General features: G+C 71.9%; 12 protein-coding genes and 1 pseudogene. 9 read left to right on the top strand and 4 right to left on the bottom strand.

Annotated elements, in window-relative coordinates; all coding sequences use genetic code 11:
- Positions 1-55: 55 nt before the first annotated feature.
- From ABZ893_RS06195 to ABZ893_RS06165, 7 genes and pseudogenes are all read left to right on the top strand, one after another.
- Positions 56-1,045 carry an aromatase/cyclase gene (locus ABZ893_RS06195; RefSeq protein WP_361397510.1) on the top strand — a complete coding sequence of 330 codons (990 nt, stop codon included), beginning with the start codon at positions 56-58 and terminating at the stop codon, positions 1,043-1,045.
- Positions 1,032-1,664: an antibiotic biosynthesis monooxygenase gene (locus ABZ893_RS06190; RefSeq protein ID WP_361397507.1), complete on the top strand. Its 633-nt coding sequence runs from the start codon at positions 1,032-1,034 to the stop codon at positions 1,662-1,664. Before ABZ893_RS06195 ends, ABZ893_RS06190 begins: the two co-directional genes overlap by 14 nt.
- Before the next feature lie 118 nt (positions 1,665-1,782).
- On the top strand, positions 1,783-1,962 hold the full coding sequence (locus ABZ893_RS06185) for an acyl-CoA carboxylase subunit epsilon (RefSeq protein ID WP_361397504.1): 180 nt from the start codon (positions 1,783-1,785) through the stop codon (positions 1,960-1,962).
- 127 nt (positions 1,963-2,089) lie between these two features.
- Positions 2,090-3,835: a fatty acyl-AMP ligase gene (locus ABZ893_RS06180; RefSeq protein WP_361397501.1), complete on the top strand. Its 1,746-nt coding sequence runs from the start codon at positions 2,090-2,092 to the stop codon at positions 3,833-3,835.
- Positions 3,836-3,872: 37 nt separating this feature from the next.
- Positions 3,873-5,699: an acyl-CoA dehydrogenase gene (locus ABZ893_RS06175; RefSeq protein WP_361397498.1), complete on the top strand. Its 1,827-nt coding sequence runs from the start codon at positions 3,873-3,875 to the stop codon at positions 5,697-5,699.
- Positions 5,700-5,747: 48 nt separating this feature from the next.
- Complete coding sequence (locus ABZ893_RS06170; RefSeq protein ID WP_361397495.1) at positions 5,748-6,998, top strand: acyltransferase domain-containing protein; 1,251 nt, start codon at positions 5,748-5,750, stop codon at positions 6,996-6,998.
- A gap of 109 nt (positions 6,999-7,107) precedes the next feature.
- A pseudogene (locus ABZ893_RS06165) lies at positions 7,108-7,704 on the top strand (4'-phosphopantetheinyl transferase superfamily protein); the annotation flags it as partial.
- A 153-nt stretch (positions 7,705-7,857) separates the two neighbouring features.
- On the opposite strand, the gene ABZ893_RS06160 reads toward ABZ893_RS06165, so the two are convergent.
- The 4 genes from ABZ893_RS06160 to ABZ893_RS06145 all read right to left on the bottom strand — a co-directional run bounded on the left by ABZ893_RS06160 (position 7,858) and on the right by ABZ893_RS06145 (position 12,479).
- The gene (locus tag ABZ893_RS06160) at positions 7,858-8,472 is read right to left on the bottom strand and encodes a response regulator transcription factor (protein ID WP_361397492.1); all 615 of its coding nucleotides are present in this window, start codon (positions 8,470-8,472) and stop codon (positions 7,858-7,860) included.
- 21 nt (positions 8,473-8,493) lie between these two features.
- The gene (locus tag ABZ893_RS06155; protein WP_361397489.1) at positions 8,494-9,705 is read right to left on the bottom strand and encodes a histidine kinase; all 1,212 of its coding nucleotides are present in this window, start codon (positions 9,703-9,705) and stop codon (positions 8,494-8,496) included.
- Between the two features lie 90 nt (positions 9,706-9,795).
- Positions 9,796-12,072 carry a TOMM precursor leader peptide-binding protein gene (locus ABZ893_RS06150; protein ID WP_361397487.1) on the bottom strand — a complete coding sequence of 759 codons (2,277 nt, stop codon included), beginning with the start codon at positions 12,070-12,072 and terminating at the stop codon, positions 9,796-9,798.
- The gene (locus ABZ893_RS06145; RefSeq protein ID WP_361397484.1) at positions 12,069-12,479 is read right to left on the bottom strand and encodes a hypothetical protein; all 411 of its coding nucleotides are present in this window, start codon (positions 12,477-12,479) and stop codon (positions 12,069-12,071) included. The genes ABZ893_RS06150 and ABZ893_RS06145 overlap by 4 nt, the downstream gene beginning before the upstream one ends.
- Positions 12,480-12,738: 259 nt before the next feature.
- Here ABZ893_RS06145 and ABZ893_RS06140 point away from each other — a divergent pair, with 259 nt between their 5' ends.
- A complete protein-coding gene (locus tag ABZ893_RS06140) occupies positions 12,739-13,533 on the top strand; it encodes an AfsR/SARP family transcriptional regulator (RefSeq protein WP_361397481.1) in 795 nt (264 codons plus the stop codon).
- A gap of 52 nt (positions 13,534-13,585) precedes the next feature.
- A complete protein-coding gene (locus tag ABZ893_RS06135; protein ID WP_361397478.1) occupies positions 13,586-15,175 on the top strand; it encodes an acyl-CoA carboxylase subunit beta in 1,590 nt (529 codons plus the stop codon).
- Positions 15,176-15,426 lie beyond the last annotated feature (251 nt).

Genomic DNA, 15,426 nt, shown 5'->3' with positions numbered 1-15,426 from the left:
ACCTCATGCCAACCTTGTGATCCGCCTCGCGGCGGACAGTCCGAAGGGAATTGCCGTGGCGCCGACCACCACCACGTCCGAGACCGCCGCACTCCACGTCACGGAGCACTCCATCACCGTGGCCGCGTCTCCCGCCGCCGTGTACGCCCTGGTGGCCGATGTCGCCGAGTGGCCGCAGGTGTTCGGCCCCACCGTCCACGTCGAGGTACTGGAAGAGGCCCCGGCGGAGGGTGGCGAGCAGCTCCTGCGGATCTGGGCCGTCGCCGGCGACAAGGTGCGCACCTGGACCTCGCGCCGCGTCCTCGACCCGGCCGCCCGCACCATCACCTTCCGCCAGGTGGTCACGGCCGCCCCCGTCGCCGAGATGGGCGGCGAGTGGCGCCTGAAGGAGCTGGAGGACGGCACTACCCGCGTCACGCTGCTGCACGACTATCGCGCCGTCGACGGCGACCCGGCCGCCGAGGAACTCATCGAGCGGGCCGTCGACGGCAACAGCCGCGCCGAACTCCTCGCCCTGAAGAACACCGCCGAACTTGGCGACGCCCGCGAGGAACTCCACTTCACCTTCAGCGACTCCGAGACCGTGTTCGGCGCCGCCGGCGACGTCTTCGACTTCCTGGACCGCGCCGACCTGTGGCCCGAGCGCCTGCCGCACGTGGCCCGCCTCGACCTCACCGAGGACGAGCCCGGCATCCAGCACATGGACATGGACACCGCGAGCCCCGACGGGTCGACCCACAACACCACCTCGGTCCGCGTCTGCTTCGAGGACCGCAAGGTCATCGTCTACAAGCAGCTCAGGGTGCCGGTCGCGATGAGCGGCCACACCGGACGCTGGGTCATCGAGTCGCTGGGCGACGGCACGGTACGGGCCACGTCGTGGCACACCGTGACCCTGGACCCGGGCGGTGTGCGGACCGCCCTCGGCCCCGAGGCCACCCTCGCCGAGGCCCGCGCACTGGTGCGCAAGGCCCTCGGGACCAACAGCTCCACCACGTTGCGCCATGCCAAGCAGTTCGCGGAGGAAGTGCGTGCACAGTCGTAGTCAGGACACACCGATCACGGTGGTCAACCGGTTCGAGGTCAAGGGCGACCCCGACGCTTTCGAGCGCGAGTTCCGGGATCACTCCCAGTACCTGCGCGCCCGGGAGGGCTTCGACTTCCTGGTGACCGTCCAGCTCGTGGAGCGGCCCGAGATCTACGTGCACCTCGGGCACTGGCGGACCATGCGGGGCTTCCTGGACACCGTCCACGACGACACTTTCCAGGCCCACGTCAAGAAGCTCGGCCCCCTCGTCGACACCGAGGTGGACCAGGCCGTCAGCGTGGGCCGGGTGCTCAAGGAGAACGCCGTCGTCGGAGAGCGGAACGTCGTCCTGACCCAGGCGCGAACCTACGGCGCCACCTCGTCCTCGTTCGAGCGGATCTTCGCCGAGACCACCGAGCACTTCGCCCGGCTCGGCGGGTTCGGCGGCAGCGACCTGCTGCGCTCGACACTGCGCCCCGACACCTACACCGGCATCCACTGGTGGCGGGACACCGAGGACTGCGAACGGGCGCTCGCCGACCGGGGCCACCGCGCCCAGGCCGAGCAGATGCGCCGTACAGCCGAAGTCGACGTGCTGCGGACCCGGCACGTGGCCTACGAGCGAGTCGTCGTGTGACCCGACGGCTGCTCCACCCGTACCGGAGCCGAGGGCCAACAGGTCCTCGGCTCCGGCGCGTGCGGGGCGCGAGCCCGCTTCGAGCGGGGGCGCGCACGCTGTCCTCATGGTGAACCAGATGCGTATCACTGTGGTCCGCGGCCGGCCCGACGAGGCCGAGCTGGCAGCCGTCACGGCCGTGCTGCTCGCCCTGGTGCGGCGCGCGGACGAGCCCGACGACGCGACGAAGTCCGCGTACGCGGGCTGGACCGTCAAAGGCGGCGGGCACGGCCCACGGGTCGTCGGGAACGCGCCGTGAACGCGAGTTCGCCTGACATCCACCGGCGAGGCGGCCGTCCCTGCGGGACACACCGCCGCCCCGCCGACAGCAGAGCGGGCCGTCGGCCGTCCCCCAGGGGCGGCGCCGCGGCAGGGGAGGGGGAGGCGTGAGCGGTCAGCAGACCTTTACGGAGCACATCCAGGACCGGGCGGCGAAGACACCGGACCGGGAGGCGTTGATCCTCCTCGCCGAGCACGAGGGCACCTTGCGGCCCGAGACGCTCACCTACGGCCAACTCGACCGTGCCGCACGCGACTTGGCGGCCGCGCTCGCCCGGCACGTCGCCCCCGGCGACCGGGTGCTCATCGCCCACCGCTCCCGCGCCCTGTTCGTCACCAGCTTCCTGGCCTGCCTGTACTCAGGCGCGATCGCCGTCCCCGTGGCCCCCACCGGCGGACGCGGCCACCACGACGAGCGGTTCGCCGGGATCGTCAAGGAAGCCGCCGTGGCGTGCGTGCTCACGTCCACCACGGAGGCGGCGGACGTCTCGCAGCTGCTCGCCCGCACCGGACACGGCGACGTCGTGTGCCTGCCGGCCGACAGCGCCGCCGCCCGCGCGGACGCCGGACCGTGGGAGCCGTTCGCACCCGACGCCGACACGGTCGCCTACCTCCAGTACACCTCCGGCTCGACCCGCGACCCGCGTGGCGTGATCGTCACCCACCGCAGCCTGCTCGCGAACCAGCGCGCCATCCAGGAAGCGCTCGGCACCCGCACCGGCGCCCGGGTCGGCGGCTGGCTCCCGCTCCACCACGACATGGGCCTCGTAGGCCAGTTGCTGCACGCGCTGTGGCTCGGCGGCACCGCCGTCATGCTCACCCCGGAAGCCTTCGTCAAGCGCCCGGCGAACTGGCTGGAGACCGTCTCGCGCTACGGCCTGACGGTGACCGCCGCCCCCGACTTCGCGTACGAGATGTGCGTGCGCCGCGTCAACGACTCACAGATCGCGGGCCTCGACCTGTCCGGCCTGGAGACCGCCGTCAACGGCGGTGAGCCCATAGACGCCGCGACCCTGGACGCGTTCGCCGAACGGTTCGCCCCCGCGGGCCTGCGCCCCGGCGCCCTCGCGCCCTGTTACGGCCTCGCCGAGGCGACCCTCATCGTCTCCGGCACACGCACAGCCCCGGCCGCCGCCGGTCGCTCCGTCGACGCCGCCGCCCTGGAGAGCGGTCGGCTCACCGACCCCGTCGGCCCCGCCCGCACCGTCACCCACTGCGGCCCGCCCGCCTCCGTCGACGTACGCATCGTCGACCCGGACACCTGCGCCGAGGTGGCGGACGGCGTGGTCGGGGAGATCTGGGTGCGCGGCGAGAGCGTCGGACCCGGCTACTGGGCCCGCCCCGCCGAGACCGCCGCGTCGTTCGACTGCCGGATCGACGGCGGCGACGGCGGCTACCTGCGCACCGGCGACCTCGGGGCGCTCCAGGACGGCCTGCTCCATGTCACCGGCCGCCTCAAGGACATGATCGTCATCGCCGGCCGCAACCTCTACCCGCAGGACCTGGAGCGCACCGTCCAGCAGGTCAGCGGCCTCTTCGGCGCCGCCACCGCCTTCGCGCTCCCCGGCGTCCGGGAACGGATCGTCATCATCCAGGAATTGCGCTCGGGCAGCCGTTACGACATCGACCTCGCCGGCCTCGCCGCCGCCGTCCAGCAGCGCGTCAGCGAGGAGTACGAGGTGCGCACCGCCGCCGTCGTGCTCGTCCGGCCGGGCACGGTCCGCCGCACCACGAGCGGCAAGGTCGAGCGGGCGGCCATGCGGCGGCTCTTCCTGCGCGGCGAACTCACCCCGCTGCACCAGCGGATGGAACCCGACGTCGAGGAGCTGACGGTGGCCGGGAGGCGGCGATGACGACGGCAGAGGAGCTGACGGTGGCCGGGAGGCGGCGATGACGACGGCAGAGGACCGGATCGACGCGCTGGAGCTGGCGTTCGGCTCCCTCGACGATCCCGGCAACCCGCTCGGCGCCGCCGCGCTGCTCGCCGCCGACGCGGCCGGGACGGTGCTGCCGGAGGCCGAGCGGGTCCTCGACGCCTTCGGCTTCAACGCCGAGTTCGTGCCCGCCGACGTCGGCGGCAGGCTTGAGCGGATGGACGTGCTCGGCCGGGTGTTGCGCCCGGTGTTCCGCCGGGACGCCTCGCTCGGCTTCGGCTACGGCCTCAACTGCTTCTTCGCCGCCGCCCCCGTGTGGACCGCGGGCGACGACGCGCAGCGCCGCCTCGCCGCACGGCTGCTCCTGAGCGGCCGGCGGCTCGCCGTGGCCCGGCACGAGGTCGCCCACGGGAACGACTTCGTCCGCGACGAACTCACCGCGCGGACCGTCCCGGACGGCCTCGTCATCGACGGCAGCAAATCCGCCGTGGCCAACGCCTCGCGCGCCACCGGCCTCGTCATCTTCGCCCGCACCGAGGGCGCCGCCCGCGGGCGCACCCACACCGTCGTCCTGCTCGACCGCGACGAACTGCCGGCTGGCGCCGTGGAGAACCTGGCCCGCCGCACGACGACCGGGATGCGCAGTGCCGAGTTCGGCGGGCTGCGGTTCACCGGCTGCCCCGTGCCGCACACCGCCGTCCTCGGGGCGACCGGCGACGGCTACGAACTGTCGCTGCGCTCCTCGCTGCTGATCCGCGGACTCATCCCGTCCATCGTCCTCGCGGGCGCCGACACCGCGCTGCGCACCGTGGCCAGGTTCGCGGACCGCCCGCGGGCGGACGGCCGTTCGTCCCTCGACGTGCGGCACGTACGGGACGTGCTCACCGGCGGCTTCCTCGACCTGCTGATCATCGACTGCCTCGCCCTGGTCGCCACCCGGGCTCTGCATCTGCTGCCCCGGCAGATGAGCGCCTACGCGGCGGCCGCCGCCTATCTCGCCCCCAAGCTCGTGGCCGAGAGCATGGACGAGATGTCGTCCGTCCTCGGGGAGGAGACGTTCGCCCAGGACGGCGCGTACGCCATGTTCCAGAAGCAGCGGCGCGACCTGCCCGTCACGTCGCTCGGGCACGCGGGCAGCGCCGGACGGCAGGTCAGCATCCTGCCTCAACTCCCTTACTTCGCACGGCACGCCTGGTTCGCCGACCCCGAGCCGCCGCCGGACCTGTTCCGGCCGGACCGGGAACTGCCGCCCCTCGACCTGTCCCAGCCGGTGCTGCTCGGCGACGGCGACCCGCTCGCCGCGACCCTCGTCGCCTGCACCGACCTCCTCGAAGCGGCGGAGCTGCCCGACAGCGAGGCACTGGGCGGCCCGGCCCTGCGCTTCCTGACCCGGATCCTCACCGGCGAACTCGCCGAGCTGAAGAAGGCGTTCGAGAACGTCGCGGAGGGCGACCGGGAGGCCCTGTCCAGCCCGCGGAGCTTCGGCCTGGCCGACCGGTACACCCTGGTCATCGCTGCGGCGGCCTGCCTCGGCGTATGGCGCGAACAGCGCTCCGCGACCGGCGGCAGCTACGCGTCCTCCGCGACCGGCGGCGACCACGCGTCTTCCGCGACCGCCGGCAGCCACGCGTCCTCCGGCGGTCACACGTCCTCCGGCGGCCACGCGGACGCCTTCCTCGCCGCCCCCGCCTGGATCACCGCCGTCCTCTACCGGCTCGTCGCCCGGCTCGGCCTGCCGCTGCCCGACCGGCCCGTCGCCCCCGAGCGGCTGGTGCTCGAAGAGGTCGTCGCCCGGCTGCGCGACCGCCGCAGCTACGACCTCTACGCCTCACCGCTCGCCTGACTCCCGCCCGCACCCCCCACCCCCCGAGTCCCGCCAGGGAGCACACTCATGCAGGAACAACCACACAGCGCACACCAGGACTTCGCCGTCGCCCACCGCGAATGGCTGACCGAACGCGTCGCCCACTATCTCGGCCGAGGGGTCGCGGACGACGTGCCGCTGACCGAGGAAGGCCTCGACTCCGTGGCGGCCCTCAGCCTCTACGGCGACATCGAGGAGGAGTTCGGCTCACTCATCGAACCCGATGACATCTGGGCGTTCCCCACCGTGCGCCAGCTCGCGAACCTGCTGGCGATGCGTGACGCCGGACGGGACGGCGGCCAGGTCAGGGCCGCGTTCGTGTTCACCGGCCAGGGCTCGCAGCACCCCGGGATGACGTCCGGCCTCTACCTGAACTCGACCGGGTACCGCACCTTCCTGGACGAGGCCGACGCCGCGATCCGTCCCTGGACCAAGCAGTCCGTTGTCGAGCTGATCATGTCCGGCGACCCGCGCATCCACCGCACCGCACTCACCCAGCCCGCCCTCTTCGCCGTCGAGTACGCCCTGGCCCGCACCCTGGAGGAGGCCGGCGTGCGCCCGGCGGCCGTACTGGGCCACGGAGTGGGGGAGTTCGCCGCCGCCACGATCGCCGGCGCGCTGACCCTCGCCGACGCCGCGAAGCTGGTGTCCATGCGCGGCGCCTTCATGCAGTACCTGCCGCCCGGCGGCGGCATGATGGCCGTCTGCATCACCCCGTACGAGGCCGCCGAACTCGTCGCCGCCGAACCGGACGTGGGCATCAGCGCGATCAACGCGGCCAAGGCCATCGTGCTCTCCGGCGACCGGGCCGCGCTGCACCGCATCGAGGCCCGCCTCGGCGAGCGCGGCATCCGCGTCCGTCACCTGGCCGTCTCGCACGCCTTCCACTCGCCGCTGATGGCGCCCGTCGTCCCCAAGTTCGAGGCCGTCCTCCGCAAGACGCCCGGCGGCACCGCCCAGGTGCCCTTCTACTCCACGGTCCACGGCCGCCTCGTCACCGAGCCGCTCTACGCCCCGTACTGGGCCGAACAGATCACCGCACCCGTCCGGTTCGCCGACGCCGCCCGCAGCCTGCTCGCCCAGCAGGCGCCCACCCACGTCGTCGAGATCGGCCCGCAGGCCGTCCTCACCCCGTACCTGCGGCGGATGGGCGGCGGTCTGCGCGGCCCCGCCTGCATCCCCGTGTGCCAGGGGCCGGCGAGCGACGCCGTCGACCTGGCCGGTGTGATCTCCGCCCTCGACGCCGGACCGCTGGCCGCGGCCCTGCCCGGAGCCTGAGGTGGGGGAGCGGGTGGGACGCCCGTTGCCCGCGCCGGGACCCGACGGGGACTGGGGCGACGTCCACGGCGAACTGCGGCGCACCGGCAGCGTCGTGCTCCACGCGTCGATGCCCGACTGGCTGCCGGCCGACGGCACGGAGGCGGAGCTGCGCCGCCGCCTCGGCCGCGACTGGCGGCGCTACGAGAGCCTGGCCCGGCCCCGCACCAGGGAGCGGTTCGTGGCCTCCCGGCTGCTGCTGCGCTACTCGGCGGCGGCGGTCCTCGGCACCGACCCCGAACTGGTCGACCTCGCCTATCAGCCGGGCGGGCGCCCCTACGTCCGCGGCTGCGACCAGATCGACGTGAGCCTGAGCCACACCGAGGACATGATGGTCGTCGGGATCACCCGGCGAGGCCGCATCGGCGTCGACGTGGAACGGGCCGACCGGCGCCTCGCGCACACGGGCTCGGAGCGCCAGGCCTGCACGCCGTACGAGAAGGCGTGTCTCGACGCGGGCGGCGACGGGGCACGCAACGACACGATGGTGCAGCTGTGGACGCTCAAGGAGGCGTACAGCAAGGCGCTCGGGCAGGGACTGCGGTTCCGCTTCACCGAGTTCGGCTTCGCCCTGGACGACGGGGAACCCCGGCTGACCCGGCCCGACGGCTCTCAAGTGCCGGGCGGGGAATGGCAGTTCGGCACGTACTCCGTGGGCTCCGGTTATGTGCTGAGTGTCGCCGTCTGCGACGCGGGCTTCGGTGAGCTCGCGGACCTGTCGGTCCAGACGATGCTGGACGACGGCATGTTCGACGCGCTCCTCGGGACCCCGGGTCCGGCGCGGACCGGGAACCAGGGCCCGACGCGCGGCCCTGGCCGGTCAGGGCAGCCAGCCGGCCTCTTCGGCGATACGGATGGCGTCGATGCGGTTGCGCGCGCCGAGCTTGCCGACGATCGCCGTCAGGTAGTTGCGGACCGTGCCCTTGGACAGATAGAGGCACCCGGCGATCTCGGCGGCCTCGGCCCCCCGGGCGGCGAGGCGTAGGACCTCCAGCTCGCGCGGGGACAGCGGGTTCTCCGGCGAGTCCCAGGCGGACAGCGCGAGCTGGGGGTCCACGACCCGGCGTCCCGTCGCCACCGACCGTACGGCCAGGGCGAGTTGGCTCGGCGGTGAGTCCTTCAGGAGGAAGCCGGACACCTGCGCGGACAGGGCGCGCCGCAGGGTGCCCGGCCTGCCGAGCGAGGTGAGGATCAGCGTGCGGCAGCTGGGCAGCCGTTCATGCAGCTCGGCCGCGGCCGTCAGCCCGTCGATGCCGGGCAGATCGATGTCGATCACCGCGACGTCGGGTTTGGACTCCAGCGCGGCCGCGACGATCGTGTCCCCGCGGTCGACCGTCGATACGACGTGCAGATCCGGCTCCAGCTGGAGCAGCGCGACGAGCGCGCCCTGGATCATGCGGACATCCTCGGCGAGGAGGATTCTTACGGACAACATCTGTACCCCCGATGAGATGTGTCAGGCTACGGCGGATCTCTCCTGGCCCGTGGGCTCGAAGACCAGCAGTTCGGTCTCGTCATGGCCCGTCGGCCGGAGCGGAGCCCAGACTTCCAGGTGGAACCGCCCGTCCTCCCGCAGCCCCGCGGACAACCCGCCCCCGATGGCGGCGAACCGGCCGCGCAGATTGTCCAGACCGGTGCCGCCCGAGCCGACCGACGCGAGCTCCCCCGGTGCGTGCGGGTTGTCGTTGGTGAGGCCGAGCCGGACCGTTTCTTCCTCCACCGCCGCCTTGATGGTGCAGGTGCGTACCTGGCTGTGGCGGAGGATGTTGGTGACCCCCTCCCGCAGCGCGGTGGCGAGCACGGTGTCGACCACCGGATGCAGCCGGCCGCACTCCACCTCCACCTCGGCGCGGATGTCGGCGGCGGAGAGCACCGTCCCGGTGGACTCCGCCTCCTCGGTGAGCGACATGTTGCGGTACCCGCTGGACACGAGCCGTACGTCCGCCAGGGCCTGGCGTGCCACCTGGAGGACCGCCAGGGTCTCCTGACGGGCCTTGTCCGGACGCGTGGTGATCAGCCGCTGGATCAGCTCCCCCTTGAGCGTGATCGCGGACAGGCTGTACCCGAGCAGGTCGTGCAGGTCCCGGGCGAACCGCAGGCGCTCCTGCTGCACGGCCATCCGGGCCAGTTCCTCACGGTTCTCGTGCACCTCGGTGACCAGGTCCGTGAGCCGGGTCAGGCCGTAGATGACGAGGCCGGTGAGCGTGCTGGCGACGGTGAAGTAGAGCACCAGGTCGACCGGGGCCCCGGCCAGCACGTTGTACACCGGGATGAAGGCAATGAGCAGTCCGTAGCTCGGCCAGGCGTACCGGGCCGGCAGTGTCAGCAGCAGCGAGGCGGCCAGCGGACCTTCCATGCTTCCCCAGCCGATGCCGAACCAGGCGAGCGGCCCGAAGGTGAGCACCGCCTGGAGGAGCAGGACGAGCGCCTTGCGCCGGGTGGGCCACCGGCGGGCCTGCGGCGAGGAGACGGCCAACTGCGTGCCGAACAGGGCGAGTACGAGGACGACGCACGAGGCGAGTTCTCCGGTCGTGGGCCGCGTCCGCACCACGTTCAGTACCGTCATCGTGGCGTAACAGACCAGCGCGGCGACGATGATCGCCTGAGCCAGCCGTGGAGCGGGTGCCTGGGACCGTGGTGAGAACGGTACGACGTCCCTCGTCGGCATTCGCCGCCTCCTCGCGAGGATCGGTAGTGGCGACGGCATGTTATGTCGGTTCGCTGGTTGTGAGCCAGTGAACAGACTTCGAGGCCGAAGTCAGACGAAGAGGGGAATCGGGTTGATTTCCTCATAGGGCACGGGGCGCGTGCGATGCCCGAGCTTCACAGGTGTGTCGAAGAGACGGCCCGGTGCGAAGCGTGCCCAGAAGTGCCGCATTCCCGGAACGATCACTTTCACTACGGGAAGTCCCACGTCGGGGCGTGTTTGGTCAAGGATCAACAACTCCATGCCTCGCTCACGTACGAGACTTTCGGCCAACGCGATGTCGTCCTTCAGGTCGCTGTATTCCTGAAAGGAATAGGACCCCAGGGTGCGCGGAGCTTCGGCTGGATCCGCGCGAATGTATGGCTGATTCTCCACCGTCGCCCGCTGCCACCAGGCAGAAAGATCAGGGTCCGAGGAGGCGAATTCGGCCGGGTTCCCGTCCGGCGGCAAAAGTTGTGCCATTTCCGTGACCGCACGACGCAAAGCCAGCCGGGGATCGAAATGAGCCCCGAACCCGAACGAGATTCCCTGGGAAGGACCTTGAGTTCGCCGGGACATGGCCACCATGACCGGAATGCCAAAATCCGAAGTGAGGTCGAGCACCCACACATGCCGGCCGATACGTTCGTACGTCTGCCGGGTCCGCGCCAGCCACGGCTCGTCGAACGCGTCGAGGTCCACCGCCGGCCGGCGCGTGCGGTTGTACCACCACAGCGCCACCGCGTCCCGCTCCACCACCTCCAGGAACCCCTGGACGACGGCGTCCTCCGGACTGCTGCCCGCCGCGTTGCCGTTCGAGTCGGCCCACGGAGCCGCCGCCACCCCGTCAGGACCCGGCCCGAAGTACAGCATCGACGTCGGCAGCAGCCGCTGCCGGCCCGACGTGAGCGACCACACCGGCGTCCAGTCGGCCGGAGCCTGCGGATCGAACGGCGGCGGCACCTGCTGGAAGCGGGAGTGCAGCGGATTCCACCGGTGCCGTTCCCGGAACTGCCGGTCGGCGTACAGCTGGCAGGAGTTGGGATGCAGGGCCGCGTCGCCGAGACCGGCCAGGGAGTCGCGCACCGTGGGCTCGTCGCCCTGCCGCGCACCGCAGTACCGCTCGAGGGCCTCGCACAGCGCGCCGACCTCGGCCTCCAGCGGCGTCGTCCCCTTGCCGCCGCTCTGCCCGCGAAGCCCGCCGCGCAGGCCGGCCAGCGAACGGCTGTCGCCGAGGGCGAGGTTGCGCCCCGCGATGTACCGGTTGAGCCCGTCCGCCGCGCCGGGCGCCGGCCGGAGCTCGGACACCACTCCGGTGACCGGATCGGCCAGATGCCGGTAGCGGGCGAGCACCGCGTCCGCGCTCAGCGACCGGTGATTGCCGCCCACCGTAAGGGACTTGGGGCTGGACCTCGGCGTGAACGGCGAGCCGACCCGCCGCCCCACGAGCCCGGTATCCCCGCACGCCGGGCACTGCGGACGCCGCGTCACCGGGTGCCGGCGGGTCGCGAGCGTACGGGTGTCCAGCGTGCACACCGCGCGCTGCCCCTCGTACCGCATCCCCGCCACCCACTTCGTGGCCTCCAGGACCGCGGTGTGCAGGCCCAGGGCCCGCACGGTGGCGAACGACGCCTCGGGGACCGGTACGACTCCGCCGAGGCCAAGTGCCTGGCGGACAGGGGCAGTTGACGACCGGTGGCCGCGCAGGCGGTGGGCCAGGCACTCCCAGCACGCGTCGTCCGCGCCCCCGAAGAACGGGCCCACCCAGGTCTCCGCGCCGCTCGGCTTGGCGAGCAGCCACGCGCGGCCCGCCGCCCGGTGCCGGGCGTCGATCTCCGCGAGACGGGGGTCCAGGTAGTCGTCGCACAGGACCAGTGAGACCGCCGCCGAGTCCTCCTCGCCGGGCGGAGCCATCCGCAGGCCGGCCGCCTCGCACTCGGCCCGCGCCGCCGCCGGGTCCCCCTTGCCCAGCTGTACGAGCGCGACCTGCGTGTCCCGGAACGACGCGGAGGCGCTGGGCGCGTGCACCCCGGCGATCTCCCAGTACGCCTCGGCCGAGGCGTCGGTGGCCGGGTCGTGATAGCCGACCAGGTCGGCGCGGGCCAGCTCGGCGATCATGCGGGCCGCGGTGTTCGGCGGCAGGGTCGCCGCCGCCTCCCGCAGCACGTCCGCCAAGGTGCGGGTCCCGTCCAGCAGAGCGGCGAGCCGCTGAACCTCACGGCCCTGCAAGGCCGTTGTGCCCCGCTCCGACAGCAGATAGACGGCGTCCCCCTCGATCGCCTCCACCCGCAGATGCCTCTTGAAGCCCACCGGCAGCTCGGCGAGCTGTCTCCCCCCGGATGTGTTCATGCACGCGCCGTCCCGGCCTCTTCGCCGGGCACGGGCGCCGCGGCGGTGGCGCAGCCGTAGAGCGTGACGTCGGACGGCCGGTCGAGGTGGTCGATGACGAGGGCGCGGTCCGTCTCGGCGGGCGGCGCGGTCATGACGCAGGCGCAGCCGTACAGCATCACGTCGGACGGCCGGTCCAGGTGGTCGATGACCAGGCCGCGGCCCGTGTCCGGACGGCCACCCTTGTACACCTCTTCGTAGAGGCCGGAGAAGTCGTCGCCGTACACCGGCTCCATGGCCGGGAGGCCGAACTCGGAGAGTACGGAGACGGGGTCGCTGGTGTAGCGCTGGGCCAGGTCCGGCTCCAGGCCGGCCCGTGCGGTGAGCAGTGCGAACTGGTGATCCGAGGAGAGCTGAACGGTGTCCATGAGTGATCCCCTGCCGAGTCGATCCTGCGAGTGGTTGTCCGCTTGCCGAATGCCAGGATTCTGCGGTCCGCCGGAGCGCACGGCACAGTGCCGCGGTCACCATCGCGGCATGACATTTTCATGCCCGCCCTCGTGACCACCTCACTGGGACTCGACCGCCCCGGGTGCCAGGCTCGGCCCAGACTCCGCAACCTTGTGCGGGCCCGCTCCACGGACCCGCACGGCACAGCTCACAGCTCACGAAGGGGAGGGCGCCATCATGGAGATCAGTGTTCTGGGGCCGTTGACGGCACGTGAGAACGGGGTGTCCGTCGTACCGACCGCGGCCAAGCCGCGGCAGATCCTGTCCCTGCTCGCCCTGCAGTCCGACCGGGTCGTGACCGTGGCGACGCTCATGGAGGAGATCTGGGGGGAGGACATCCCGCGCAGCGCGGCGACCACCCTGCAGACGTACATCCTCCAGCTCCGCCGCAAGATCGCCGCCGCGCTCGACGGCGACCCGGCGCGCCATGCCAAGGACGTCCTGGTCACCCAGCACGGCGGCTACCTGCTCCAGGTGCAGCCGGGCCAGGTCGACGCCCACGAGTTCACCCGCATCACCGCGTCAGGCCGGGCCGCGCACGAGGCCGGCGACTACCACGCCGCCTCCGAACTCCTGGGCCAGGCCTTGAAGATGTGGCGGGGCAACGCGCTCGTCGACGTACGCGTGGGAACCGTCCTCGAACTCGAAGTCCTCCGAGTCGAAGAGGACCGGATGGCGGCCCTGGAGCGGCGCATCGACGCCGATCTGAAGCTCGGCCGGCACACCGAGATCGTGCCGGAACTCAGCGTCCTCGTCGCCCGGCACCCGATGCACGAGAACTTCTGCGCCCAGCTCATGACCGCCCTGCACCGGTCGGGCAGCGCCTGGCGCGCGCTCGAGGCGTACCAGCGGCTGCGCGTGACACTCGTCGACGAGCTGGGGCTCGAACCCTCGGCCCGGCTGCAGCAGCTCCACCAGGCGGTGCTGTCCGCCGACCCGGCCCTGGACGTCCAGGTGCCCGCCTCCGGCTGACCTGCCAGGTCCTCTCCAGTACGTCTCTAGTCGGCGTTCCTACGTTTCGCCGATGACGATCCTCGACGACCTCACCGTCACCACGCTGGCCCCCGATCTCCACCGTGCCACCGCCGAACTGCGGCGGCTCAAGGAGGAGGTGAGTCGCGGACCCGACCCCGCGGCCACCCGGCGCCAGCACGAGAAGAACAAACTCACCGCGCACGAGCGGCTTGAACTCCTCTTCGACGAGGGCACGTTCACCGAGATAGAGCCGCTGCGCAGGCACCGCGCCTCCGGGTTCGGCCTGGAGGACCGCAAGCCGCACGGCGACGGCGTCGTGATCGGCTGGGGCCTCGTCCACGGCCGCACGGTCTTCGCCTACGCGCACGACTTCCGTGTCTTCGCGGGAGCGCTGGGCGAGGCGCACGCCGCGAAGGTGCACAAGGTCATGGACCTCGCCGCCGACGCGGGCGCACCGCTCGTCAGCCTCAACGACGGGGCGGGAGCCCGTATCCAGGAAGGCGTCACCGCGCTCGCGGGCTACGGCGGGATCTTCCGCCGCAACGTCGCCTCCTCGGGAGTCATCCCGCAGATCAGCGTGATGCTCGGCCCGTGCGCAGGGGGAGCCGCCTATTCGCCGGCCCTGACCGACTACGTGTTCATGGTCCGCGACACGGCCCAGATGTTCATCACCGGACCCGACGTCGTCCAGGCCGTGACCGGCGAGAAGATCACCCACAACGGTCTCGGCGGCGCCGACGTGCACGCCACGACCTCGGGCGTCTGCCACTTCGCCTACGACGACGAGGCGGACTGCCTGGAGGACGTGCGCTTCCTCATCGCGCTCCTGCCCTCCCACAACCGCGAACTGCCGCCCGCGGTGTCCTGCGACGACCCCGTCGACCGGCGCACCGACAACCTGGTCGACCTGGTGCCGGCCGACCCGGGGCGCAGCTACGACATCCGCGCCGTCATCGAGGAGATCGTCGACGACGGCGAGACCTTCGAGGTCCACGAGGCGTGGGCGCCCAACGTGGTGTGCACGCTCGCCCGCCTCGGCGGCCACACGGTCGGCATCGTCGCCAACCAGCCCGCGTCCCTCGCCGGTGTCCTCGACATCCACGCGAGCGAGAAGGCCGCGCGCTTCGTCTCCACGTGCGACTCGTTCAACATCCCGCTCGTCACCCTGGTCGACGTCCCCGGCTTCCTGCCCGGCGTCGACCAGGAGCACAACGGCATCATCCGGCACGGAGCGAAGCTCCTGCACGCGTACTGCAACGCGACCGTGCCCCGGATCTCCCTCGTCCTGCGCAAGGCGTACGGCGGCGCGTACATCGTCATGGACTCCCGCTCCATCGGCGCCGACCTCGCCTTCGCCTGGCCCACCAACGAGATCGCCGTGATGGGCGCCGAGGGTGCGGCCAACGTCATCTTCCGGCGTGAGATCGCCGCGTCGGACGATCCCGAGGCCGTCCGCGCCCGACGCGTCGACGAGTACAAGACCGAGCTCATGCACCCGTATTTCGCGGCGGAGCGCGGCCTCGTGGACGACGTCATCGACCCCGGCGACACCCGCCGGATCCTCATCCGCTCGCTCGCGATGCTGCGGACGAAACGGGCCGAAGTGCCGTCCCGCAAGCACGGAAATGTCCCCACATAGGTGCGCGGTTCAACAGGTCCACGCGCACACGAGTCCGGTTCTAGGGCACGGACGTTCCATAGCTTCACCGGTCAGGGCAGCACGCCACGAGCGAGTCGCCGACCGGCACAGGCCGGCCGAGGGGGTTCCCACCCCGAACCCCCTCCGGCCGCCGCCACCGACCCATGATCAGCACGGACGAAGGGATCGACAGTGACCCCCAGAGTGCCAACCGGCCGGAGCGCGGCGACGCCCCCGGCCCCGTCGAAGGC

Origin of the sequence: Streptomyces sp. NPDC046821 (genome assembly GCF_040645335.1) — a bacterium.
Lineage (GTDB): Bacteria > Actinomycetota > Actinomycetes > Streptomycetales > Streptomycetaceae > Streptomyces.
This window is presented reverse-complemented; position numbering and strand designations above follow the sequence as displayed.